This window comes from Hydrogenophaga sp. L99 (assembly GCF_058731905.1).
In genome coordinates, this window is sequence record NZ_CM178972.1 from 3,098,013 (window position 1) to 3,121,015 (window position 23,003).

At 64.9% G+C, this 23,003-nt stretch carries 21 protein-coding genes; 3 read left to right on the forward strand and 18 right to left on the reverse strand.

Translation table 11 applies throughout. The annotated features are described in order from the left end of the window. Positions 1-21 precede the first annotated feature (21 nt). From AC4QBL_RS14730 to AC4QBL_RS14765, 8 genes are all read right to left on the reverse strand, one after another. Positions 22-1,482 (reverse strand): TrkH family potassium uptake protein, encoded by a 1,461-nt coding sequence (locus tag AC4QBL_RS14730; protein WP_472900666.1) that lies wholly within the window; start codon positions 1,480-1,482, stop codon positions 22-24. Positions 1,483-1,490: 8 nt separating this feature from the next. Then, complete coding sequence (locus AC4QBL_RS14735; protein ID WP_472900665.1) at positions 1,491-2,963, reverse strand: TrkH family potassium uptake protein; 1,473 nt, start codon at positions 2,961-2,963, stop codon at positions 1,491-1,493. A 5-nt stretch (positions 2,964-2,968) separates the two neighbouring features. Continuing rightward, the gene (trkA, locus tag AC4QBL_RS14740) at positions 2,969-4,360 is read right to left on the reverse strand and encodes a Trk system potassium transporter TrkA (RefSeq protein WP_472900664.1); all 1,392 of its coding nucleotides are present in this window, start codon (positions 4,358-4,360) and stop codon (positions 2,969-2,971) included. Positions 4,361-4,620: 260 nt separating this feature from the next. Further along, complete coding sequence (locus AC4QBL_RS14745; RefSeq protein WP_472900663.1) at positions 4,621-5,748, reverse strand: acyl-CoA dehydrogenase family protein; 1,128 nt, start codon at positions 5,746-5,748, stop codon at positions 4,621-4,623. 10 nt (positions 5,749-5,758) lie between these two features. Next, positions 5,759-6,949, reverse strand: a complete 1,191-nt coding sequence (locus tag AC4QBL_RS14750; RefSeq protein WP_472900662.1) for an acetyl-CoA C-acyltransferase — start codon at positions 6,947-6,949, stop codon at positions 5,759-5,761. 90 nt (positions 6,950-7,039) lie between these two features. Beyond that, positions 7,040-7,708: a carbonate dehydratase gene (gene can / locus AC4QBL_RS14755; protein WP_472900661.1), complete on the reverse strand. Its 669-nt coding sequence runs from the start codon at positions 7,706-7,708 to the stop codon at positions 7,040-7,042. A gap of 64 nt (positions 7,709-7,772) precedes the next feature. Then, positions 7,773-8,954: an isovaleryl-CoA dehydrogenase gene (locus tag AC4QBL_RS14760; protein ID WP_472900660.1), complete on the reverse strand. Its 1,182-nt coding sequence runs from the start codon at positions 8,952-8,954 to the stop codon at positions 7,773-7,775. Between the two features lie 61 nt (positions 8,955-9,015). Further along, positions 9,016-9,462, reverse strand: coding sequence for a PaaI family thioesterase (locus AC4QBL_RS14765; protein ID WP_472900659.1), 447 nt, complete (start codon positions 9,460-9,462; stop codon positions 9,016-9,018). Positions 9,463-9,587: 125 nt separating this feature from the next. On the opposite strand from AC4QBL_RS14765, the gene AC4QBL_RS14770 reads away from it, so the two are divergent. Continuing rightward, positions 9,588-10,193: an IMPACT family protein gene (locus AC4QBL_RS14770; RefSeq protein ID WP_472907432.1), complete on the forward strand. Its 606-nt coding sequence runs from the start codon at positions 9,588-9,590 to the stop codon at positions 10,191-10,193. Positions 10,194-10,211: 18 nt separating this feature from the next. On the opposite strand, the gene AC4QBL_RS14775 is transcribed toward AC4QBL_RS14770, so the two are convergent. Further along, positions 10,212-10,622, reverse strand: coding sequence for a MerR family transcriptional regulator (locus AC4QBL_RS14775; RefSeq protein WP_472900657.1), 411 nt, complete (start codon positions 10,620-10,622; stop codon positions 10,212-10,214). Between the two features lie 131 nt (positions 10,623-10,753). On the opposite strand from AC4QBL_RS14775, the gene AC4QBL_RS14780 reads away from it, so the two are divergent. After that, positions 10,754-11,836, forward strand: a complete 1,083-nt coding sequence (locus tag AC4QBL_RS14780; RefSeq protein WP_472907433.1) for an MBL fold metallo-hydrolase — start codon at positions 10,754-10,756, stop codon at positions 11,834-11,836. 2 nt (positions 11,837-11,838) lie between these two features. Here AC4QBL_RS14780 and AC4QBL_RS14785 read toward each other — a convergent pair whose 3' ends face one another. From AC4QBL_RS14785 to AC4QBL_RS14825, 9 genes are all read right to left on the reverse strand, one after another. Beyond that, positions 11,839-12,765, reverse strand: a complete 927-nt coding sequence (locus tag AC4QBL_RS14785; RefSeq protein ID WP_472907434.1) for a M48 family metallopeptidase — start codon at positions 12,763-12,765, stop codon at positions 11,839-11,841. 13 nt (positions 12,766-12,778) lie between these two features. Beyond that, complete coding sequence (locus AC4QBL_RS14790; RefSeq protein WP_472900654.1) at positions 12,779-13,540, reverse strand: lysophospholipid acyltransferase family protein; 762 nt, start codon at positions 13,538-13,540, stop codon at positions 12,779-12,781. A 23-nt stretch (positions 13,541-13,563) separates the two neighbouring features. Then, positions 13,564-14,148, reverse strand: coding sequence for a D-glycero-beta-D-manno-heptose 1,7-bisphosphate 7-phosphatase (gene gmhB, locus AC4QBL_RS14795; RefSeq protein WP_472900653.1), 585 nt, complete (start codon positions 14,146-14,148; stop codon positions 13,564-13,566). Positions 14,149-14,188: 40 nt separating this feature from the next. Continuing rightward, positions 14,189-16,423 carry a glycine--tRNA ligase subunit beta gene (gene glyS, locus AC4QBL_RS14800; RefSeq protein WP_472907435.1) on the reverse strand — a complete coding sequence of 745 codons (2,235 nt, stop codon included), beginning with the start codon at positions 16,421-16,423 and terminating at the stop codon, positions 14,189-14,191. Positions 16,424-16,441: 18 nt separating this feature from the next. Then, positions 16,442-17,362, reverse strand: coding sequence for a glycine--tRNA ligase subunit alpha (gene glyQ / locus AC4QBL_RS14805; protein WP_472907436.1), 921 nt, complete (start codon positions 17,360-17,362; stop codon positions 16,442-16,444). Positions 17,363-17,486: 124 nt separating this feature from the next. Continuing rightward, positions 17,487-19,307, reverse strand: a complete 1,821-nt coding sequence (gene lnt / locus AC4QBL_RS14810) for an apolipoprotein N-acyltransferase (RefSeq protein WP_492131667.1) — start codon at positions 19,305-19,307, stop codon at positions 17,487-17,489. A gap of 68 nt (positions 19,308-19,375) precedes the next feature. Next, positions 19,376-20,242, reverse strand: a complete 867-nt coding sequence (locus tag AC4QBL_RS14815; RefSeq protein ID WP_472907438.1) for a CorC family transporter — start codon at positions 20,240-20,242, stop codon at positions 19,376-19,378. 101 nt (positions 20,243-20,343) lie between these two features. Beyond that, positions 20,344-21,084, reverse strand: coding sequence for a GNAT family N-acetyltransferase (locus tag AC4QBL_RS14820; RefSeq protein WP_472900648.1), 741 nt, complete (start codon positions 21,082-21,084; stop codon positions 20,344-20,346). A gap of 99 nt (positions 21,085-21,183) precedes the next feature. Beyond that, complete coding sequence (locus AC4QBL_RS14825; RefSeq protein ID WP_472900647.1) at positions 21,184-21,657, reverse strand: Lrp/AsnC family transcriptional regulator; 474 nt, start codon at positions 21,655-21,657, stop codon at positions 21,184-21,186. A gap of 118 nt (positions 21,658-21,775) precedes the next feature. On the opposite strand from AC4QBL_RS14825, the gene hppD reads away from it, so the two are divergent. Continuing rightward, a complete protein-coding gene (hppD, locus tag AC4QBL_RS14830; protein ID WP_472907439.1) occupies positions 21,776-22,906 on the forward strand; it encodes a 4-hydroxyphenylpyruvate dioxygenase in 1,131 nt (376 codons plus the stop codon). The last annotated feature ends 97 nt before the right edge of the window (positions 22,907-23,003 follow it).

Below are 23,003 nucleotides of genomic sequence, written 5' to 3' on the forward strand. Positions count from 1 at the left end.
GCGCGGCGCGGGGGTGAGCCTCTACTTCCTCCAGAAATGCGCCGTGAACAGCACCAACACGGTGAGCAGCTCCAGGCGGCCGAGCAGCATGGCAAATGTCAGCACCCAGATTTGAAAGGGATGCAGGCCACCAAAATTGCCAGCCGGGCCGACCTCGCCCAGACCGGGGCCAATGTTGTTCACGGTGGCCACCACGGCTGAAAAGGCGGTCACGATGTCCAGCCCGGTGAACAGCAGCACCATGGTCAACCCCATGATGGTGGCGCCGTAAATGAGCATGAAACCGAGCACCGCCGTCATGACCGACATGGGCATGACACCGCCCCCCAGCGTGACCGGGTTCACCACGCGCGGGTGGATGATGCGCACCAGCTCACGCCGCGCCTGCTTGATGAGCAAAATCATGCGCACCATCTTGATGCCGCCGCCGGTGGAGCCCGCGCAAGACACAAAGGACCCCAGGAACAGCAGCAACACCGGGGCAAAAACGGGCCACAAGGAATAGTCGGTGGCCGAATACCCGGTGGTGGTAGCCAGAGACACCACATGAAATGCGCTGGCGCGCAACGCCTCGGGGAAGCTGTCGTACACGTTGTGTGCTGCCAGCAGCACCGCAATCACCGCAATGGAGCCCAGCAGCACGCCGAAGTAGGTCCGGATCTCACGGTCGCTGGTCAACGGCCGCAGCGAACGGTTGCGCAAGACGATGAAATAGCGCATGAAGCTGATGCCGGCCAGCGCCATGAACACCACGGCCACCCACTCGACGGCGGGTGAATTGAAATGGCCCAGGCTGGCGTCGTAAGACGAAAAACCGCCCAGGCCCATGGTGGTGCACATGTGCATGAAGGCGTCGGCCCAGCTCATGCCAGCCCAGCGGTAGGCCAGAAAACAAGCCCCTGAAAAGAGGAAATACACGCCCCACAGGCCGCGTGCCGTCTCGGCAATGCGGGGCGTGAACTTGGTGTCTTTCATGGGGCCCGGCGTTTCGGCCTTGTAGAGCTGCAAGCCGCCCAGCCCCAGCAGGGGCAACACCGCCACCACCAGCAGCATGATGCCCAGGCCGCCAATGAGCTGCAGAAAGCAGCGCCAGACGTTGGCCGACACGGGCAAGTCGTCCAGCCCGGCGAGCGCTGTGGCCCCGGTCGCGGTGAGCGCGCTCATGGCCTCGAAATAGGCCTTGGTCCAGGTGATGTCGGGCACGGTGAACATCAGCGGCAAGGCGGCATACGCCGGCAGCACCAGCCACACCAGGTTGACGAGCATGAAGCCGTCTTTGGGCATGAGTTCACGCCGGTGCCGCCGGGTGGCCCACCACAGCAGCAGGCCACTGGCCGCCGTCAGGCCAAAGCCCTTCGCCCACACCAGGGTGTGGTGGTCCGCATCCAGAGCCCAAGCCCAGGCCAGCGGCACCAGGAAGGCCGCAGAAAACGCCACGAGAATGCGCGACAGTACCGAGAGAACAGGCAGCAAGCTGTACATGTTTGAAGTTATTTGCGCCAGAAACCCGGCGTGAACAGCACCAGGAAGGACAGCATTTCCAGCCGCCCCAACAGCATGGCCGCTGAGCATATCCAGGTCTGGAAGTCGGTGAGCCCTGCAAAATTGCCCGCAGGCCCCACTTCGTTGAGCCCAGGCCCCATGTTGTTGACGCTCGCCACGATGGCGGTGAACGCCGTGTCAAAGGGCATGTCGGTCAACAGCAACACCATGGTGAGGCCAATGATGGTGCCCCCATAAACCAGCATGAAGCCCAGCACCGAAAAAATAGTGCTGTTTTCAACCGTGTGGCCGCCCAGCGTGACCGGATGCACAGCACGCGGGTGCACGATGCGGCGCATTTCGCGTCGGGCCTGCTTCACCAAAATGACCATGCGCGCCATTTTGATCCCAGCACCCGTGGAGCCTGCACTGGTGGCAATGCCCGACAGCATGATCATGTACAGCGGCGCGAACACCGGCCACTGGGTGTAGTCCACCGTGGCGTAGCCGGTGGTGGAGCCGATGGAAATGACATTGAACAAGGCCATGCGCAGCGCTTCGCCCGGGTCGCTCAGGGTGCCTTTGAAGAGCAGCAGGCCGGCCACAAAGACACCCGAACCCACCAGCAAGCCCATGGAGCCGCGCCACTCGGCATCGCGCCAGATGCGCCCGGGCTGGCGCTTGGTGATGGCCACGAAATACAAGGCAAAGTTGCAGCTGGCGATGAGCATGAACACAATGGCCACCCATTCCAGCGCGGGCGACTGAAAGTGCCCAAAGCTGCTGTCGTAAGACGACAGGCCGCCCAGACTCAGCGTAGAAAACATGTGCGTCCATGCGTCCAGCGGTGTCATGCCAGCCAGCCAGTAAGCCAGCACACAGGCGAGCGACAACAGGCAATACACGCTCCACAGGCCCTTGGCGGTTTCGGTGATGCGGGGCGTGAGCTTGGCATCTTTCATGGGGCCGGTGGCCTCGGCCCGAAACAACTGGCTACCGCCCACGCCCAGCATGGGCAAGATGGCCACCGCCAGCACCAAAATGCCCATGCCGCCGAGCCATTGCAAAAAGCAGCGCCACAGATTGATGGAGCCCGGTAGGGTGTCCAGCCCCACCAGCACGGTGGAGCCGGTGGTGGTCAGCCCTGAAATGGCTTCGAAGTAGGCGTCGGTAAACGACATCGGCGCGGCCGTGCCCGAAAAATAGAGCAGCAACGGCAGACTGGCAAAGAGCGGCAGCAGCGTCCACACCAAGCCCACCAGCAAAATGCCGTCGCGCGTTTGCAGCTCCAGTTGCCGACCCACTTTCCAGACCGCCGAGCGCATCAGCAGCCCACAGGCGAACGTGACCAACATAGCCAGTGGATAGGCCGCCTCGGCCCCGTCGTGCGTCCACACCGAGACACCCAAAGGCACCAGCATCGTGAGGGCGAACACCATGACGATGACCCCGAGCACGGGGAAGATGCGCAAAAAGGGCATGGACTTCAGCCGAAGAACGTGGCGCCAACCTGAAACAGCTTTTCCACATCGCGCACCAGGCGCTTGTTGGGAATGAAGATGATGACGTGGTCGTCGGTTTCGATCACCGTGTCGTGGTGCGGCATCAGCACCTCGGACTTGCGGCCTTCACCGCGCACGATGGCCCCAATGCGCGTGCCCTTGGGCAGCTTGATTTCTTCCACCCGGCGCCCCACCAGTTTGGAGGTTTTCACATCCCCCCGCGCCACGCCCTCCAGCGCCTCGGCTGCCCCGCGGCGCAGGCTGTGCACCGCAGCCACGTCACCCCGGCGCAAGTGGGTCAGCAGCTCGCCAATCACCGTCTGGGCCGGCGAAATGGCAATGTCGATGGTGCTGCCCTGCATCATGTCGGCGTAGGCACGGCGGTTGATCAGCGCCATGACGCGGCCCGCGCCGAGCCGCTTGGCCAGCATGGACGACATGATGTTGTCTTCGTCGTCGCTGGTGAGCGCCAGAAACAAATCCATCTCACCCACGTTTTCTTCCAGCAGCAGGTCTTCGTCGGCGCCGTCACCATGCAGGATCAGCATGCTCGACGGCAGCTGGCTGGCCAGGTATTCGCAGCGCTTTTTGTCCTGCTCGATGAGCTTGACCTCGCACTGCCCCACCAGCGAGCGCGCCAGGCGCAAGCCCACTTTGCCACCGCCGGCGATCATCACGCGCTGCACCGGCTTGTCGATGTTGTGAATGGCGCCCAGCACGTAGCGGATCTTGCGGGTGTCGGCCAGCACGAACACCTCGTCGCCCGCCAGAATGCGGGTGGTCTTGGTGGCTTCCATTTCGGTGTCGAGCCGGTACAGCGCGACCACCCGCATTTCGGCGTGGGGAAAGCGGTCGCGAAACTCGCCAATGGTGTGCCCCACCAGCGCACCGCCGTGGGCTGCGCGCATGGCGATCAGGCTGGCGCGGCCGTCGGCAAATTCCAGCACCTGCAAGGCTTCGGGGTAGCTGATGAGCTGGTGGATGTAGCGCGTGACCGACTCTTCCGGGCAGATCACATGGTCCACCGCAAAGCCGTTTTTACCCAGCAGCTCGTCGCCTTCCAGGAACTCCGGCGAGCGCAGCCGGGCGATGGTGCTGGGCACATTGAAAATATCGTGCGCCACCTTGCACACCACCAGATTGGACTCGTCGGCTGCGGCGCAGGCGATCAGCATGTCCGCATCTTGAGCGCCCGCTTCGCGCAGCACCGACGGCTGAATGCCGTTGCCGACCACACCGCGAAGGTCCAGCCGGTCTTCCAGCAACCGCAACCGCACCGGGTCGTGGTCAATGACCGTGATGTCGTTTTGCTCAGAAACCAGGCTCTCGGCGACGCTCTCGCCCACGCGGCCCGCGCCCAAAATGATGATGTTCATAGGGGATATGGTACCCCCCGCGCCGGCTTCGCCGTCACCCCCCAGGGGGCGATGCGAGTGGCCCGGCAAAGCCGGTTCCACCGCATCCTGGGCGAAGGCATGCCGCGCCGGAGGATGAAATTGGATTCGTTGCGTGCGCTCCGAAAACTTTATCGAGGCGCGTGCCTTCAACCGAGGGCACCGCGGAACCGGCTTTGCAGGGCCGCCAGTGCCGCCCCCTTGAGGGGGTGACGCCGAAGGCGGCGCGGGGGTGGGGCTGGCTACAGCGCCCGGGAGATCAAAATCTTCTGCACGTCGCTCGTGCCTTCGTAGATCTGGCACACACGCACGTCTCGGTAAATGCGCTCGACCGGGAAATCGCTCACGTAGCCGTAGCCGCCAAACACCTGGATCGCGTCGCTGCATACCTTCTCTGCCATTTCGCTGGCAAACAGCTTGGCCATGGCCGCTTCTTTCAGGCACGGCTGGCCCGCGTCGCGCAATGCGGCAGCGTGGTGCGTGAGTGCGCGGGCAGCTTCAATCTGGGTCGCCATGTCGGCCAGCCGAAAGCCCACGGCCTGGTGGTTGAAAATGGGCTGGCCAAAGCTCTCGCGCTCCTTGGCGTATTTCACGGCACATTCAAACGCACTGCGCGCCATGCCAATGGCTTGCGAAGCAATGCCGATGCGCCCGCCTTCGAGTGCGCTCAGGGCAATCTTGTAGCCCTCGCCCTCGCTGCCGATCAGGTTTTCGGCGGGAATGCGGCAGTTGTCGAAATTGATCTGCGCGGTGTCGCTGCTGTGCTGACCCAGTTTGTCCTCGAGCCGCGCCACCACGTAGCCGGGCGCGCTGGTGGGCACGATGAAGGCGCTCATGCCTTTCTTGCCCGCGCCCTTGTCGGTCACGGCGATGACGATGGCCACATCGCCGTTTTTGCCGCTGGTGATGAACTGCTTGACGCCGTTGATCACGTATTCGTCGCCCTGTTTGACCGCCGTGGTGCGCAGCGCCGAGGCGTCAGACCCCACGTGCGGCTCGGTCAGGCAAAAGGCGCCCAGCATCTGGCCGGCGGCCAGTGGGCGCAGCCACTGCGCTTGCTGCTGGGTATTGCCGTAGCGCATCAAAATGGCGTTGACTGGGCAGTTGGTCACGCTGATCACGGTGCTGGTGCCGCCGTCACCGGCGGCAATTTCTTCCAGCACGATGGCCAGGGTCTGGTAGCTCAACCCCGCACCGCCCAACGCCTCGGGCACGCAAATACCGTAAGCGCCCAGCTCGGCCAGGCCCTTGTGCACGTCTTTCGGAAAGTGGTGGTCCTTGTCCCATTTCGCAGCGTTGGGCCACAGCTGTTCCTGGGCAAAAGCGCGCACAGCGTCGCGGATCATCACTTGGTCGTCGGTCAGCAGCATGGTGGTGCTTTCAGCAGAGTTCGATGGCCATGGCGGTGGCTTCACCGCCGCCAATGCACAGCGTGGCCACGCCCTTTTGCTTGCCATGCGCCTGCAAAGCGTGCAGCAACGTCACGAGGATGCGAGCACCGCTGGCGCCGATGGGGTGGCCCAGTGCGCAGGCGCCGCCGTTCACGTTCACCTTGTCGTGCGGAATGCTCAGCTCGGTCATGAGCGCCATGGGCACCACGGCAAAGGCTTCGTTGATCTCCCACAGGTCCACGTCGGCCACGGCCCAGCCGGTCTTGGCGAGCAGCTTCTGCGTGGCGCCCACCGGTGCGGTGGCAAACCAGTTAGGTTCCTGCGCATGGGTGGCGTGGCCGACGATGCGGGCCAGTGGCTTCAGGCCCTGCGCCTGGGCGGTCGACTCGCGCATCAAGACCAGCGCGGCCGCGCCGTCGTTGATGGACGAGCTGCTGGCGGCGGTGATGGTGCCGTCTTTCTTGAACGCGGGTTTGAGGCTGGTGATCTTGTCCAGCTTGACCTTGCCCGGGCCTTCGTCGGTGCTGACCACGCGCTCACCGCTGCGGTCTTTCACCGTCACCGGCGCGATTTCTTTGGCAAACGCGCCGCTCTCAGAAGCGGCTTTGGCGCGGGTGACGGAGGCGATGGCAAAGGCGTCTTGCTGTTCGCGGGTGAAGCTGTATTTGGCGGCGCAGTCTTCACCAAAGGTGCCCATGCTGCGGCCGGCTTCGTAAGCGTCCTCCAGTCCGTCGAGCATCATGTGGTCGTAAATTTTGTCGTGGCCCATGCGGTAGCCGCCGCGGCCTTTGAGCATGAGGTAAGGCGCGTTGGTCATGCTTTCCATGCCGCCGGCCACCATGACGGTGGCGCTGCCGGCGAGCAGCATGTCGTGCGCGAGCATGGTGGCCTTCATGCCCGAGCCGCACATTTTGGACAGCGTCACCGCGCCGGCCGACAGCGGCAAGCCGCCCTTGAGCGCGGCCTGGCGCGCAGGAGCCTGGCCCTGGCCAGCCATCAGGCAGTTGCCGAACAACACTTCGTCGACCAGTGCCTTGTCCACGCCGCTGCGCGCCACCGCAGCCTGGATGGCCACGCCGCCCAGGTCGTGTGCGGACTGGGAAGCAAAGTCGCTCTGAAACGAACCCATGGGGGTGCGTGCGGCGCCAACGATAACGATGGGATCGGTGTGAACAGTCATGAAAATCTCCTTGAAAAAAAGGTCAATTTGGCTGCGGCAGTCGGCCGCTTGGGCAGTGGCGCCCGTTGTGGATCTTCTGGTCTGGCGGTCTTACAGCGATGCGTCGCGGCGTTTGGCGGCCACACCCGCCAGCGCGGTCTGGTAGATCGCGTCCAGATCGCCGGTGCCATCCACCGTCATCAGCATGTCGCGCAGCAGGCCGTCGCTCAGCGCGTACACCCAGGCGTGCAGCGTGAGCGATTGGCCCCGGCTCCAGGCGTCTTGCACCACGGTGGTCTGGGCCACGTTCATCACCTGCTCAATGGCGTTGAGTTCGCACAGCACCTCCACCCGGTGCGCCGCCGGCGTGGCGCCCAGCAACACAGCGTGGCGGTCGCGCACGTCCTTGATGTGGCGCAACCAGTTGTCGGCCAGCCCCACGCGGGTGTCGTTCAGCGCGGCCTTTACGCCGCCGCAGCCGTAGTGGCCCACCACCATCAGGTGTTTCACCTGCAACTGGTCCACCGCAAACTGGATGGTGGACAGGCAGTTCAGATCGGTCGGCACCACCACGTTGGCCACGTTGCGGTGCACGAACACCTCGCCCGGCGCCAGGCCGGTGATCTGGTTGGCCGGCACGCGGCTGTCCGAGCACCCAATCCACATGTACTGCGGGCTCTGCTGGGCCAGCAGGTCGGTGAAAAACGTGGGCTTTTCGCGAACCATGGCCGCAGCCCATTCGCGGTTGTGGTCAAACAGGTCTTGCAGCGATGCGCTCATGAAATATCAGGTGGTGTTGAAACGGTGCCGCCATTGTGGAACAAGCCCGCGCCAGCGAAGCTGGTCAGCAGGTTTCGGCAAACAGTTCGCGGCCAATCAGCATGCGGCGGATTTCGCTCGTGCCGGCGCCAATCTCGTACAGCTTGGCGTCGCGCCACAGACGGCCCAGCGGGTACTCGTTGATGTAGCCGTTGCCGCCAAAAATCTGCACGCCCTCACCCGCCATCCAGGTGGCTTTTTCGGCCGTCCACAAAATGACGGAAGCGCAGTCTTTGCGCACCTGGCGCACGTGTTCGGTGCCCAGCAAGTCGAGGTTTTTGGCCACGGTGTAGGCAAACGAGCGGCCCGCCTGCAGCACGGTGTACATGTCGGCCACCTTGCCCTGAATGAGCTGGAACTCGCCAATGCTCTGGCCAAACTGCTTGCGGTCGTGGATGTAGGGAATCACGTTGTCCATCACCGACTGCATGATGCCCAGCGGCCCGCCGGTGAGCACGGCGCGCTCGTAGTCCAGGCCGCTCATGAGCACCTTGGCGCCCATGTTCAGGCCGCCCAGGATGTTCTCGGCTGGCACTTCCACGTTCTGGAACACCAGCTCGCCGGTGTGGCTGCCGCGCATGCCGAGTTTGTCGAGCTTTTGCGCGATGCTGAAACCGGGCATGCCTTTTTCAATCAGGAAGGCGGTGACGCCACGCGCGCCCATCTCGGGCTCGCTCTTGGCGTAGACCACCAGGGTGTCGGCGTCGGGGCCGTTGGTAATCCACATCTTGTTGCCGTTGAGCAGGTAGTAGCCTCCCTTGTCTTCGGCCTTGAGCTTCATGCTGATCACGTCGGAGCCCGCACCGGGTTCGCTCATGGCCAGCGCGCCCACATGCTCCCCGCTGATGAGCTTGGGCAGGTACTTGGCCTTTTGCTCGGGCGTGCCGTTGCGGTTGATCTGGTTCACACACAGGTTGCTGTGTGCACCGTAGCTCAGGCCCACCGAAGCGCTGGCACGGCTGATCTCTTCCATGGCAATCATGTGCGCCAGGTAGCCCATGCCGGCGCCGCCGTCGGCTTCGGGCACAGTGATACCCAGCACGCCCAGGTCGCCCATCTTGCGCCACAGGTCCATGGGGAACTGATCGTTGCGGTCGATTTCGGTGGCACGCGGTGCGATCTCGGCTTGCGCGAAATCGCGCACCGCGTCGCGCAGCGCGTCGATGTCTTCACCAAGCTGAAAATTGAGGCCGGGCAGGTTGTTCATGGGGTGTTTCCTGAAGGGTTTGGGATATGGGCGCCCTCAACAAGAGCGCACGCGAGAAAAATCAATACGTCTTGGGCACCGGCACCAGCGTCTGCTGCATCACCGCGCAATCTGTGCGCTTGCCGTCGGCGGCCACATGCACCACGTCGGCCATGGTGACGATGATGCGCTTGCCGCCCTTGAGCACGCGCCCGGTGGCCTGCAGCTCACCACCTTGAAAAGCCGCGAGGAAGTTGATCTTGTATTCCACCGTGGTCACCTCCATGCCCTCGGGTGCCACCGTCAAGCCGGCATAACCGCCCGCAATATCGGCCAGCGCGCCCATGGCACCGCCATGAAAACCGCCTTGCTGCTGCGTCACGCGGTCCGAATACGGCAATGCCAGCGTCACCGTGCCGGGCGCCACGGCCAGCAGGCGCACGCCGAGTTGCTGCATCATGCCCTGGCGGTCCAGACTGGACTGCACGCGCTGGCGCAGGGCGGCGTGTTCGGTAGAGGCTGAGGTCATGGCTTGGTTGACGTTTACGTAAACGTCAATTATGCGCGAATCGCCGCCGGGTCGGCAAGTCGGGGCAACCCTGATGACCAGCGAGCACAGGCACGGGGCGGCCCGCCGGATATGCTTCAAGCCCCATGCCCTACACCCTGCCCGCCCCGGTCCACAGCGAACTGATCATCAAGAAGAGCCGCTTTCTGGGCTGCGTGGAATCGGTCCCGGACCGCCAGGCCGCGCTGGCCCGTGTGGCGCAATTGCGCACTGAACACCCCAGCGCCACGCATGTGTGCTGGGCGCTCATGGCGGGCGGGCATTCAGCAGCCAACGACGACGGCGAACCCGGCGGCACCGCTGGGCGCCCCATGCTGGAGGTGTTGCGCCACCAAGACCTGGAAGGCGTGCTGTCCACGGTGGTGCGCTACTACGGCGGCACGCCGCTGGGCACGGGTGGCCTGGTGCGGGCTTACACCGACAGCGTGGCGCAGGCGCTGCTGAAGGCTGAAAAAATACCGGTGGTGCGCCACCTGACGCTGCGCTGCGTGCTGCCCTACGCGCTGGAGGGCTGGCTGCGCCGCGAGCTGGACGCGCACGGCGCCAGCCTGCTGGACGTGGCCCATGGCGAGGGGGTGAGCGCCACCCTGCGCGTGCCCGAGTCACACGCTGCGGCGCTGGTGCAACGCATCAACGACGCGGGGCAAGGCAAAGTGCTGTGGCTCGATGCGCCGGAAGACGTCGACGGTTGAGCGCAGACCGCAAACGGGTCAACCGGCTTTGCCCGCCTTGTCCAGTTTGGCCAGCAAAACACGCGCTTCCTTTTCGTGCACTTTCACCTCGTCCAGGTTGGCCACGAGATCGGCCATTTGCTCTTCCAGCTGGCGCCGGTGGTCGGCCAGAATCGTCAAGAACTTGCGCAACTGCGGCCCGGTGTCGCGCGGGCTGTCGTACATCTCGATGATTTCCTTGGCCTCGCTCAGCGACAGCCCCAGGCGTTTGGCGCGCAGCGTGAGCTTGAGCCGGGTGCGGTCGCGCGCGCTGTAAACCCGGTTGCGGCCACCCGGACCTTCGCGCTGCGGCTGCAGCAGCCCCATGTCTTCGTAAAAGCGAATGGCGCGCGTGGTCAGGTCAAACTCGCGCGCGAGGTCGCTGATGGTGAAGGTCGTCTGGGTCGCCATGGGGGCTGTTGGGGCTCGGTGGGTCGTGTCGGGTTGCAGACAGGGCGCTGGAGCACCGCTCCGTAGAATGGCCCGAATCTTGACGTTTACGTTAACGTCACTCTGAGCCATCTTACCGGAATCACCCACCCATGCAGCCAGACAAAGCGCAACTTGAAGCACGCCTGCACTACCCCCAAGGGGATGCGCTGCCAGAGCCGGGCCGTGCCCTCACCGTGGTGCCCGGTGTGAAGTGGCTGCGCATGGCGCTGCCGTTTGCGCTGGACCACATCAACCTCTGGCTGCTGCGCGACAACCACGGAGGCCGCGAGGGCTGGACCGCCGTGGACTGCTGCATCGCACACGACGCCTCCAAAGCCCAGTGGGAAAGCATTTTTGAACACGAGCTGGAAGGCCTGCCCATTTTGCGGGTGGTGGTGACGCACATGCACCCCGACCACATTGGCCTGGCGCACTGGCTGTGCCAGCGCTGGACCACCGAGCAAGACGACTGCCGCCTCTGGATCAGCGCCACCGACCACGCCATGGCCAGCATCGGCAGCCACAGCACCACCGGCTTTGGCGGTGAAGCAGCGGCCGCGTTTTTTGCCTCGCAAGGCCTGACCGACGCCGACCAACTGGCCCAGATCCGGGGCCGTGCCAGCTACTACCCCAACCTGGTGCCGGCCGTGCCCCGCCAGTACCGCCGCCTCATGGACGGCGGACAACTCAGTATTGGCGGCCACGCCTGGCACTGCATCAGCGGCTACGGCCACGCGCCCGAACACATGGCCTTGCACTGCCCAGCACTGGGCGTGCTGATCAGCGGCGACATGGTGCTGCCCCGCATTTCCACCAACGTGAGCGTGTACGACCAGGAACCCGAAGCCGACGCGCTGACCCTGTTTCTGGACTCGCTGGACAAGTACCTGCCCCTGCCCGCCCACACACTGGTGCTGCCGTCCCACGGCAAGCCGTTCACCGGCCTGCACGAACGCATCCAGCAACTGATAGACCACCACGCCGACCGCCTGGCCGAGGTGCTCGAAGCCTGCGAGGCCCAGCCCTGCAGCGCCGCCGACATCTTGCCCGTGATGTTCAAACGCCCGCTCGACCTGCACCAGACTACCTTTGCCATGGGCGAGGCGGTGGCGCATTTGCACCGGCTGTGGCACGGGGGGCAGCTGGTGCGCAGCCGGAGTGAGGACGGCGTGTTTCGATTCCGTCCAGCCTGAGCTCACTCACCCAAGGGCACGGCCGCGCGCTTGAGCGCCTGGCGGCGCTGCTGATGGTCGGGCAGGATGCTGGCCACCACGTCCCAGAACTGGGGGCTGTGGTCCATGTGGCGCAGGTGGCTGAGTTCGTGCACCACCACGTAGTCCACCATTTCCAGCTTCAAGTGAATGAGCCGCCAGTTGAGGCGGATGGTGCCGTCGGCGCTGGCGCTGCCCCAGCGGGTGCCGGCGCTGGACAGGCGCAGTTTTTCGTAGCGCACACCCAGCAGCGGCGCAAAGTGGTCCAACCGCTCGGTGAACAGGCGTTTGGCCTGGCGCATGAGCCAGGCTTGGGCGGCGTCGCGTATCTGCGCTTCGCTGGCGCTGTGGGCCAGCCCCAGGCGCAGCGTGGCCAGGGCATCGGGCGGCTCGGCGCCGGCCATTTCCAACACCGCGCCCACCTGGGTGAAGCCGTGCGCGGGGTCGAGCACCAGGCGCACGCGCTGGCCCAGAAAGTCCAGCTCGGCGCCGTTGGCCCACACGGTGCGCGCCTGCGCCAGCTCGCCAGCACGCTCGCGGGCGCGCTGCAGTTTTTCCAGCACCCACGCGGCCTTGGTGTGCAACAGTGCATCCACCTCGCCCACCGGCGTCCAGCGCGGTGCGCTCACACTCAGGCCATCGGGCCCGACCGACAGGCCAATGGTGCGGCGCTTGCCGCGTTTGAATTCGTAGGCCACTTCACAGCTGCCCAGCACCAGCAGGCGGTTGGCCCGGGGGTGGTGCCAGGTGCCGGGCTGAAACACCTGGCTCAGCGGCTCGGCGGGTGGCGCGGTGGGGTCGGGCTTGGGGCACACCGCGGACGGCGTGGCCGCCACGGCTTCGCGGGTGGGCGGGGGCAGCGGGTCGGGACCGCCCAGAAAGTCCAGCGCGAGCTGCATCAGGCGCTTCATGGCACCTGGGCGCTCAGACCTTGGCGGCCTCAGCTGGGTACGCGCTCGGGTCCAGGCGCCGCATTTCGGCCTCGATCCAGGCTTCCACCTCGGCCATCAGCTCGTCGGCCTGGCGGCCGGCGCTGGGAATGGGCTTGCCAATGGAAAACTCCACCACACCCGGCTTCTTGATGAAGGCCTTGCGTGGCCAGCATTTGGCGGACGTGACCGCAATCGGAATCACCGGGGCGCCGGTGCGGATGGCCAGGCGCGTGCCGCCGGTTTTGTAGGTGCCTTGCTGGCCCCGGTCGATGCGGGTTCCCTCGGGAAACATGATGACCCAGGTGCCCCGGTCCAGCAGGCGTTGGCCTTGCTGCACCACTTTGACGAACGCGCGGGCGCCGTCGGCGCGGTCGATGTGGATCATGTCCATGCGGGCCATGGCCCAGCCAAAAAACGGCACGCGCAGCAGCTCTTTTTTGAACACATAGGCCAGCGGGTGCGGCATGAGCGCGGGCATGCAAAAGGTTTCCCAGGTGGACTGGTGCTTGACCAGCAACACGGCGGGCGCGGTGCTGCCCACCGGCAGGTTTTCATAACCAATGACTTTGTTGCGGATGCCCAGAATGACCGTACCGCCATCGACCGCCAGCTTGAGCCAGCGGGCGCACATCCAGTAGATCTGATCGGGCTTGAGAAACGGCGCCACGGCCACCACCGCCAGCGCCCACGGCACCACCGTGACCGCCATGAAAAGCAGGTGCAAAACAGAACGCAGGAAGTTGATCACGATCATGGGGAGGCCATCAATGCAAGGGGTCAATCCGTCGGCTGCGAGAGCAGCCAGTCGGCAAAAGCGGACAGATCGGCATGGACCTGGGTACCGGGCGGGAGGCTGGGGATGGACGGAACGAGGTTGGCGTCGGGTGCCAGGCCGTTGCGCGGGCGCAGCGCTTCCGACTGGCCGGTGAGCAACAGATGCGTTGGGCAACCCGCCGCCGCAGCCGCCTGCACATGGCGCACCGCGTTGCCCGCGGCTGGCACGCGGGCCAGATCCACGCCGAAACGCGCCCCGATTTGCACAAACAGCCCCGGCGCGGGCTTGCGGCAAGCGCAGGCGTCTTCAGGCGCGTGCGGGCAGAAAAACACCGCCTCCACGCGGGCACCGGCTACGGCCAGCTGGCGGTGCATTTTGGTGTGGATGGCGTTGAGCGAAGCCATGTCAAACAGGCCCCGGCCAATGCCGCTCTGGTTGGTGGCCAACACCACGCGCCAGCCGCCCTGGTTGAGCCGCGCCACCGCCTCCAGCGCCCCGGGCAGTGCTTCCCACTCGTCGGGCGAAGCCACGTAGTCGTCGCGGTTGCGGTTGAGCGTGCCGTCGCGGTCGAGGATGAGCAGTTTCATACGGTGCTCCTTCAGGGGGACGTGGCGGTACGCCCGCCGGTCAGGCGGCGAGACGCGACAAGTCGGCCACGCGGTTCATGGCTTCGTGCAGGTTTTTCAGCAGGCCCAGGCGGTTGGCCTTCAGGGCCGCGTCTTCCGCGTTGACCATGACACCGTCAAAGAACGCATCCACCGGCACGCGCAGGGCGGCCAGCGTCATGAGCGAAGCGGTGTAGTCGCCGTTGGCGAACTCGGCGTCGGCGGCGGGCACGGTGGCCTGCATGGCGGCAAACAGGCCTTGCTCAGCGGCCTCGACCAGCAGGCTTTCTTGCACCGCAGCGCCCTCGCCTTCGGACTTTTTCAGGATGTTGCCGATGCGCTTGTTGGCCGCCGCCAGCGCGGCTGCAGCAGGCAGCGCCGCGAAAGCGCGCACGGCCTGCAGGCGCTGGCCCACGTCGGCCAGGCGCTGCGGGCGCAGAGCCAGCACGGCGTCCACTTCCTGCGCGCTGTAGCCTTGCTCGCGCAGGCTGCCGGCGAGGCGGTCGTAGATGAAATTTTGCAGCTCTGATCCATCCAACCCTTTGACGCCAAAACGCACATTCAGCGATGCCATCAGTTGCTCAGCCGTGGCCGCTGGTATGTGCAACACAGGAGTGTCCTCGCCCTTACACAACTGAACGATATAAGCACGCGCAGCCTTCGCAAGCAGCGTCGAAAGGCCGATGTGCAGCGACTTTTCCGTCAACATGCGGATCACGCCCAGCGCATGGCGGCGCAGTGCAAACGGGTCTTTGTCACCTGTGGGCAAATTGCCGATAGCGAACATGCCGACCAGCGTTTCCAGCTTGTCGGCCAGCGCCACCACCACACCTGCTGCATTGCGCGGGAGCTCATCGCCCGCAAAACGCGGCTTGTAGTGGTCTTCGACCGCCAGGGCCACCTCTTCGCTAAGTCCATCGTGGCGCGCGTAGTAACCACCCATGATGCCCTGCAGCTCGGGGAATTCACCCACCATATCGGTCAACAAGTCGGCCTTGGCGACCATAGACGCCTGTTCAGCAGCACCCTGCAAACCGTCACCCAAGCCCTCTCCGCGCAGTTCAAGTGCGATCTCACCAGCAATGGCGCGCACGCGCTCCACCCGCTCGCCCTGCGTGCCCAGCTTGTTGTGATACACCACCTTGCCCAGTCCCTCCACGCGCGAAGCCAGCGTCTTCTTGCGGTCCTGGTCAAAGAAAAACTTGGCGTCGGCCAGGCGCGGGCGCACCACGCGCTCGTTGCCGCCAATCACGGCGCTGGCGTCCTCGGGGCTGATGTTGCTGACCACCAGAAACTGGTTGGTCAGCTTGCCTTGCGTGTCCACCAGCGGGAAGTACTTCTGGTTGGCCTTCATGGTCAGGATCAGGCACTCTTGCGGCACGTCCAGAAACTGCGCATCAAAGCCGCAGGTGAGCACGTTGGGCCGTTCCACCAGGGCGGTCACTTCGTCCAGCAGGGCTTCGTCCATGAGCACTTCAAAGCCCGGGCCCAGGCGCTCGGCGGCTTGGGCCAGCTGCTGCACGATGGCGAAGCGGCGGTCGTTGAAACTGGCCAGCACCGCGCCGTCGCGCAGCAGGGTTTCGGCGTAGTGGTCGGCGTCGGCCAGCACCACGGGGTCCACCGCAGCTTCAAAGCGGTGGCCGTGCGTGGTGTTGCCGGCGGTGAGCCCCAGTGCTTTCACCGGCACCACGGTGCTGCCGTGCAGCGCCACCAGGCCGTGGGCCGGGCGCACAAAGTGCACGCTGCTCCAGCCCGGCAGCTCGCAGTCACTCTCCAGCTGGTAGCTCATCACCTTCGGAATGGGCAGCTTGGCCAGCGCTTCGTCCAGCGCTTTTTGCAGCCCGGTGTCCAGCGTGGCGCCGGTCAAAAGGCTGTCGTAAAACAGCGCGGCGGCCTTGCCTTCGCCTTCGCGCTTGAGCGCGGCCACGGCGGCGGCCGGGTCGGACACGTCGGCCCCCAGCGCGGCCAGCTTCTTCAGCAGGGCGGGCGTGGCATGGCCGCTGGCGTCCAGCCCCACGGCCGCGGGCATCAGCTTCTGCTGCACGGCCTTGTCTTCGGCTTTGAGCCAGACGTGGGTGACGTGCGCGGCCAGGCGCCGCGGCGAGGCGAACGCGGTCACGGCCGAATCGGTCCCGGCCAAGCCTTGGGCCTTGAGCTGGTCAAACAGAACACCGGCGAAGGCGTCGCCCAGCTTTTTGAGCGCCTTGGGTGGAAGCTCTTCCACAAACAGTTCTACGAGCAGGTTTTGGGTCGTCATCTTGGGGTTCTCCAGCGCTCAGGCGGCTTTCTTCGGCATTTGCTCCACCCAGGCGCGCGGCGCCATGGGGAAGCCCAGCCGCTCGCGGCTCTCGTAATAGCTTTGCGCCACGCCACGCGCCAGGTTGCGGATGCGGCCAATGTAGGCGGCGCGCTCGGTCACGCTGATGGCGCCGCGGGCGTCCAGCAGGTTGAAGCTGTGCGCGCACTTGAGCACCTGCTCGTAGGCGGGCAAGGCGAGCTGCTGCTCCATCAGGTGCTTGGCCTGCTTTTCATGGGCGGTGAAGGCGGTGAACAAAAAGTCGGCGTCGGCGTGCTCAAAGTTGTAGGCCGACTGCTCTTTTTCGTTTTGCAGGTACACGTCGCCGTAGCTCAGCACCGTGCCGTCGGCGCCTTTCGTCCACACCAGGTCGTACACGTTGTCCACGCCCTGCAAATACATGGCCAGGCGCTCCAGGCCGTAAGTGATCTCGCCGGTGATGGGCCGGCAGTCGATGCCGCCCACCTGCTGGAAGTAGGTGAACTGGGTCACTTCCATGCCGTTGAGCCAGACTTCCCAGCCCAGGCCCCAGGCGCCGAGCGTGGGGTTTTCCCAGTCGTCTTCCACAAAGCGGATGTCGTTCTTTTTCAAGTCGAAGCCCAGCGCTTGCAGCGAGCCAAGGTACAGCTCCAGGATGTTGGACGGCGCTGGCTTGAGCACCACCTGGTATTGGTAGTAGTGCTGCAAGCGGTTGGGGTTTTCGCCGTAGCGGCCGTCTTTGGGGCGGCGGCTGGGCTGCACGTAGGCCGCCTTCCAGGGCTCGGGGCCGAGGGCGCGCAAAAACGTGGCCGTGTGGCTGGTGCCCGCGCCCACTTCCATGTCGTAGGGCTGCAGCAGTGCGCAGCCCTGGGCGTCCCAGTAGGACTGCAGTTTCAAAATGATTTGCTGGAAGGTCAACATGCGCGTGGGGCCAGGGCGTTGCCCGGGCTGAAGTGGTCTTGGTGTGGAGACAGCGGGCCCGGCCGGGCCTGCTGCACAGAACGCTGATTTTACGGGGCCGCCGGCCCGGCCAAATGGCGCGCGCTCAGCCCCGCCGCAGACGCGTGCGCTGGCGGCGGGCGCCGGCAAACACCAGCACCACGGCCAGGCACGCGACCCACAGCGGCCACAGGCCCCACTGGGACGCCCAGCGGGCGTAGGGTGTGGTGCCGCTGCGGCCCTGCACGGTGGCTTCGAGGCGGTCGCGCGTCAGCCGGGGCAACTGGTGGGTCACCACGCCGCGGTGGTCTATCACGGCGGTGGCGCCCGTGTTGGTGGCGCGCAGCATGGGCCGGCCCAGCTCCAGAGCGCGCAGGCGCGAAATGTGCAGGTGCTGGTCAATGGCCACCGTGTCGCCAAACCAGGCGATGTTGCTCAGGTTGACGAGCACCGTGGGAGCCTGGGCCGGGTCGCGGAACGACGCGGCCAGCTCTTCACCAAACAGGTCCTCGTAACAAATATTGGGCGCCAGGCGCTGCCCATCCACCGCCCAGGGCGCTTGCGCCAGCGTGCCCCGGCTGAAGTCGCCCAGCGGAATGTGCATGAGGTCAATAAACCAGCGAAACAGCGGCGGAATGAACTCGCCAAACGGCACCAGGTGGTGCTTGTCGTAGCGGTAAAAGCCTTCAGACGCCAGGCTCACCAGGGCTTGTGGGTCGGTGGCGCGGGCCAGTTGGTCGCGCGCTACGGCCGCCGACGCCGGCGACAAGCCCCAGGCCGAGTTGGTGTAACCCTGCGAAAAACTCCCCAGCGGCAAGCCCAGCAGCACCTGCACCGGCGAAGCCACGCCGGGCTGCGCCAACCCGCCCAGCAGCGGCTGCCAAAACTCGGGGCCCAGTTGCTGCGGCAGTAAGGGCAGCGCGGTTTCGGGGGCCACCACCAGTTGCGGGGCATCGGCTGCGCCGGCCTTGGCCGCCGCCACTGCGGCACCCATTTGCTGCGGGTACCAGGCCAGCGCTTGCGCCACCCCGGTGCCCGTTTCAAATTTTTCGTCTTGCGCCACGTTGCCCTGCAGCAGCCACACCCGCAGCGTGCCGGCGCTGGCGGTGTCGCGTTGCCCATAAGCCCGCCAGGCTTCGCCCCCGCCCAGCACGCTCCACACCAGCGCCATCAGCAGCACGGCCGCCGGTGCAGCGCGCCCCACGCGGGCCCACTGAAAAGCGGTTTGCGTAGCCACCAGTGGCGGCACATCCGAACGGTGCACCGCACGGCGGGTCGGCTTCAGTAACCAATCGCCCAGAGCCGCCCAAGCCCCAGACGCCACCGAAGCCAGCGCGTAGGCCAGCACAGCCGCCAGCCACCCCATGCCGTAAACGCCCACCAGCGGAGCCCAGGCAGCCATCTGGTCAACCTGCGCGTAACCGCCTGCGCCCCAAGGGAACCCCGTGAGCCAGCGGCCACGGGCGAGCTCAGCCAGCGTCCAGACGGCGGCAAACAACAGCGCCTGCGCACCGCGAGACACCGGTGCCCAGCGGTACAAGAGCGCAGCAGCCACCGCGTAATACAGCGCCAGAGCCCCCGCCAACGCGAGCACGGCCAGCGCAGCCAGCCAGGCCGAGAGCCCACCGTAGGTGTGCATGGACACAAACAGCCACCAGAAAGTGCCTACCAGCCAGGCGGTGGCAAACAGCCAGCCCCGCCAGGCTGCACTGCCCAGGCGAGCGCTGTGCTGCAAGGCCACCACCAGCATGGCCAGCGAAGCAATTTGCAACCAGCCGCTGGGCTGGCCGGGTGTGGTGCCGGGCAGGCTCCAGCCCTGAAAGGGCCAGGCCAGCGCAGCCGCCTGCAGGCCACCAGCCACCAGACACAGCAGCGCCCACACAACACCGCCGCTGCGCGCGCGCCGCCCGGGCGGGCGCCGGCTCATCGGCTCAAAACTCGAAGGGTTGTGCAGCGATCCGAACAGGCTGCGCATGGGCGGGCAGACGGTCGTGGTCAGGCTTCTGCCGAGACCGGCATGACCTTGAACCACTTCACCGCGCCGCCTTTGGTGTGCAACACCACAAAGCGCAGGCCATCGAGCTCGTGCACCTCGCCGCGCTTGGGCACATGGCCCATGGCGTGGGCGATCATGCCGCCGATGGTGTCAAAGTCTTCTTCGGGCAGCTTCAGGCCAAACGACTCGTTGATGCGCTCAATGGGCGTGTCGCCACTGACGCGCCAGGTGCTGTCGGCCAGGGAAAAAATATCGCCCTCGTCTGCCACCACATCGAACTCGTCTTCAATTTCGCCGACGATTTCTTCCAGCACGTCTTCGATGGTGATGAGGCCCGCCACACGGCCAAACTCGTCGATGACGATGGCCAGGTGGTTGCGGTTACCACGGAATTCGCGCAGCAGGTCGTTGAGACCCTTGGTTTCGGGCACAAAGGTGGCTGGACGCAACAGGGCGCGGATGTTCAGCTCGGGCGCACGCTGCAGCTTGAGCAGGTCTTTGGCCAGCAAAATGCCAATGATGTTTTCCCGCTCGCCCTCAAACACCGGGAAGCGCGAGTGCGCGGTGTCGATCACGATGTGCAGGAGTTCGTCGTAGGGCGCCTCGATGTTGAGCACATCCATGCGCGGGGTGGCCACCATCACGTCGCCGGCCGTCATGTCGGCCATGCGGATCACGCCTTCGAGCATGACCCGCGATTCGGCGTTGATGATGTCGTTGTCCTCGGCCTCGGCGAGGGTTTCGATCAGCTCGTCCTTGGAGTCCGGCCCGGGATGGATGAATTCCGCGAGCTTTTGAAGGAAACCACGTTTGTCGACATGCCGCAGGCTGTGCTGCGGCCCACTACTGGGAGGGGATTCGGCCACTGAAGGGTATGAGAGTGTTAAGACAGGGCGCAAGGATACCGCAAGGCCCCGGCTTCATGCAAAACGCAGAGGTCCAACGATCGGGCTCCCCGCTCAAGCTTTCAGCCTCGGTAGCGTTCGCGCGCGTCGCGCACGCCCTGCCGAATACCCTGCAGCAAACCGAGCGCCGACCAGAACTGCTTTGCCTGCGCTTTGAGGTGGTAGTCCCCCAGTGCCACATGCTCGTTCAGCAGCTCGGTCACCCGCGAATCGAAGTCGGCCGGTGGGAGCCGCAAGTGGGCTTCGCTTTCGCTGCCGTCGCGCTCGATCACCGCACCGGCGTTGCGGGCAATTTTGAGCATGGCGGTGTTTTCGGACAGCGCGTGCACAAACAACAGGCTCACACCCTCGTTGCGGGCGTGCATCACGGCCCGCTCAAACAAGCGGCTGCCGTAGCCGCGCCCACGGGCGCTCTTGGCCACCGACACGCCAAACTCGGCGCAGCTGATGCACTTCGGGTCGGCCGAAAAGGCCAGGTGCGCCATGGCAATCAGTTCAAGCTTGCGGTTGAAAATGCCAAACAGCTCGTCCCGGTCAAAATTCAACTGGTTCACGTAGCGGTGAATCTGCTCGTCGTTGGCGGCGTAGCCAAAGCGCAGGTAGCGGTCTTGTGGCTCCAGCGCCAGCAGGTGGGCCGCAATGCGCTCCCGCTGAGCAGGGCCTATGGACCGGATGGGCACCCCTGCCGATGTGGCAGCCCCCGCGGCACGCGGAGACGGATCGTTGGCGGGTGCTGCGGCAGGCGGTGCGGCCAGCACCTCTGCCTCTGACGCCGTCTTGAACCAGGGGGTTGAATTGAACATGACCTGAAATATAAGGGTTTTCCCTATATCGACAAGGTCCAGCCTCTCTAAACCCGGACAAACCCGACGGGCGGGTGACTTATGACCGCTGGATGCGGCTTACAGCGGCAAAGCGGTGGTGCTTTTCACGCGGTCCATCACAAAACTGGTTTTGCAGTCCTGCACGCTGGGGTGTTTGAGCAAGGTGTCCATCATGAAACGCGAATAAGCGGCCATGTCGGCCACCACCAGGCGCAGCTGAAAGTCCATTTCACCGGTGAGTGCGGCGCACTCCACCACCTCATGCCAGCCCATCACACTGGCGCGAAACTGGTCCATGGGGTTGCGTTTGGCGCTTTCGGCGTGCTTTTCCAGCCGCACGTTCACATAGGCGGTGAGCCCCAGCCCCACGGCTTCGGGCTTCACCAAGGCCACATAACGGTCGATCACGCCACTGTCTTCGAGGCGCTTCACGCGGCGCAGCACGGCGCTGGGCGACAGGCCCACCACCTCGGCAATCTGGTCGTAGGTGGCCCGGCCGTCGGCCTGCAGGCTGCGCAAAATGTGGCGGTCGAGCTTGTCCAGTGCTTGCATCAACCGCATTTTGCAGGTTTCCTGCATTTGGAGCAAAAGAAGCGCCTCCATACGCTGGAATCTTGATGCCCTGCGCCGATACAGTGGCGGATCACCTTGATTCATAACGGAGACACGCATGAACGCAGCCTTGCCCGCAGCCGCCACCCCAACCGACACCCCCGCCACGGAATGGGCCAACCCCATGGGCACCGACGGTTTCGAGTTCATCGAATACGCCGCGCCCGACCCGGTGGCCATGGGCGCGCTGTTTGAACGCATGGGCTTCAAGCCGATTGCCAAACACCGCCACAAGGCGGTGACGCTGTACCGCCAAGGCGGCATCAACTTCATCATCAACGCCGAACCCGACAGCTTTGCGCAGCGCTTTGCCCGTTTGCACGGCCCCAGCGTGTGTGCCATTGCGTTTCGCGTGCAAGACGCCAAGGCGGCTTACGAGCGCGCGATTTCGCTGGGCGCCTGGGGCTACGCCCACACCGCCGGCCCCGGCGAGCTGAACATCCCGGCCATCAAGGGCATTGGCGACTCGATCATCTACTTCATTGACCGCTGGCGCGGCAAGAACGGCGCGCAAGACGGCGACATCGGCAACATCGGCTTCTTTGACGTGGATTTCGAACCGCTACCGGGCGCCGAACTGAACCCGGTGGGCCACGGCCTGACCTACATCGACCACCTGACGCACAACGTGCACCGCGGCCGCATGGACGAATGGGCCGGTTTTTATGAGCGCCTGTTCAATTTCCGCGAGGTGCGCTATTTCGACATCGAAGGCCAGGCCACCGGCGTCAAAAGCAAGGCCATGACCAGCCCCTGCGGCAAGATCCGCATCCCGATCAACGAGGAGGGCAATGAAAAGTCGGGCCAGATCCAGGAGTATCTGGACCGCTACCACGGCGAAGGCATCCAGCACATCGCCATGGGTTCCAACGACTTGTATGCCACGGTGGATGCGCTAGAGCTCAGCGGCGTGAAGCTGCTCAACACCGGCGAAACCTATTACGAGTTGCTGGACAAGCGCATTCCCGGGCACGGCGAAAACGTGGCTGCGCTGCAGCAGCGCAACATCTTGGTGGACGGGGTGCCGGGTGAGCTGCTGCTGCAGATCTTCAGCGAAAACCAGCTGGGCCCAATCTTCTTTGAGTTCATTCAACGCAAAGGCAACCAAGGGTTTGGTGAGGGCAACTTCAAGGCCCTGTTTGAGAGCATCGAGCTGGACCAGATGCGCCGCGGCGTGCTGAAAGGTTGACCTTCGAGAAAGGGCGCATGGCCGCGTTGCGGCTGTTGGCCGTGGCGCTGCCACGGTCTGCACAGCCACGCCTTGCCCTGCACCCTTTTCGAAGGTC

Excerpts from the sequence above, each read along its gene's own strand:
- AC4QBL_RS14735 (WP_472900665.1), bottom strand. The coding sequence starts at position 2,963 with ATGCCCTTTTTGCGCATCTTCCCCGTGCTCGGGGTCATCGTCATGGTG.
- AC4QBL_RS14825 (WP_472900647.1), bottom strand. The coding sequence starts at position 21,657 with ATGCAAGCACTGGACAAGCTCGACCGCCACATTTTGCGCAGCCTGCAG.
- AC4QBL_RS14770 (WP_472907432.1), top strand. The coding sequence starts at position 9,588 with ATGCCCTACACCCTGCCCGCCCCGGTCCACAGCGAACTGATCATCAAG.
- hppD (WP_472907439.1), top strand. The coding sequence starts at position 21,776 with ATGAACGCAGCCTTGCCCGCAGCCGCCACCCCAACCGACACCCCCGCC.
- AC4QBL_RS14760 (WP_472900660.1), bottom strand. The coding sequence starts at position 8,954 with ATGAACAACCTGCCCGGCCTCAATTTTCAGCTTGGTGAAGACATCGAC.
- AC4QBL_RS14765 (WP_472900659.1), bottom strand. The coding sequence starts at position 9,462 with ATGACCTCAGCCTCTACCGAACACGCCGCCCTGCGCCAGCGCGTGCAG.
- gmhB (WP_472900653.1), bottom strand. The coding sequence starts at position 14,148 with ATGAAACTGCTCATCCTCGACCGCGACGGCACGCTCAACCGCAACCGC.
- can (WP_472900661.1), bottom strand. The coding sequence starts at position 7,708 with ATGAGCGCATCGCTGCAAGACCTGTTTGACCACAACCGCGAATGGGCT.
- glyQ (WP_472907436.1), bottom strand. The coding sequence starts at position 17,362 with ATGTTGACCTTCCAGCAAATCATTTTGAAACTGCAGTCCTACTGGGAC.
- AC4QBL_RS14780 (WP_472907433.1), top strand. The coding sequence starts at position 10,754 with ATGCAGCCAGACAAAGCGCAACTTGAAGCACGCCTGCACTACCCCCAA.
- AC4QBL_RS14790 (WP_472900654.1), bottom strand. The coding sequence starts at position 13,540 with ATGATCGTGATCAACTTCCTGCGTTCTGTTTTGCACCTGCTTTTCATG.
- trkA (WP_472900664.1), bottom strand. The coding sequence starts at position 4,360 with ATGAACATCATCATTTTGGGCGCGGGCCGCGTGGGCGAGAGCGTCGCC.
- glyS (WP_472907435.1), bottom strand. The coding sequence starts at position 16,423 with ATGACGACCCAAAACCTGCTCGTAGAACTGTTTGTGGAAGAGCTTCCA.
- lnt (WP_492131667.1), bottom strand. The coding sequence starts at position 19,307 with ATGAGCCGGCGCCCGCCCGGGCGGCGCGCGCGCAGCGGCGGTGTTGTG.
- AC4QBL_RS14820 (WP_472900648.1), bottom strand. The coding sequence starts at position 21,084 with ATGTTCAATTCAACCCCCTGGTTCAAGACGGCGTCAGAGGCAGAGGTG.
- AC4QBL_RS14745 (WP_472900663.1), bottom strand. The coding sequence starts at position 5,748 with ATGCTGCTGACCGACGACCAAGTGATGATCCGCGACGCTGTGCGCGCT.
- AC4QBL_RS14785 (WP_472907434.1), bottom strand. The coding sequence starts at position 12,765 with ATGAAGCGCCTGATGCAGCTCGCGCTGGACTTTCTGGGCGGTCCCGAC.
- AC4QBL_RS14750 (WP_472900662.1), bottom strand. The coding sequence starts at position 6,949 with ATGACTGTTCACACCGATCCCATCGTTATCGTTGGCGCCGCACGCACC.
- AC4QBL_RS14775 (WP_472900657.1), bottom strand. The coding sequence starts at position 10,622 with ATGGCGACCCAGACGACCTTCACCATCAGCGACCTCGCGCGCGAGTTT.
- AC4QBL_RS14730 (WP_472900666.1), bottom strand. The coding sequence starts at position 1,482 with ATGTACAGCTTGCTGCCTGTTCTCTCGGTACTGTCGCGCATTCTCGTG.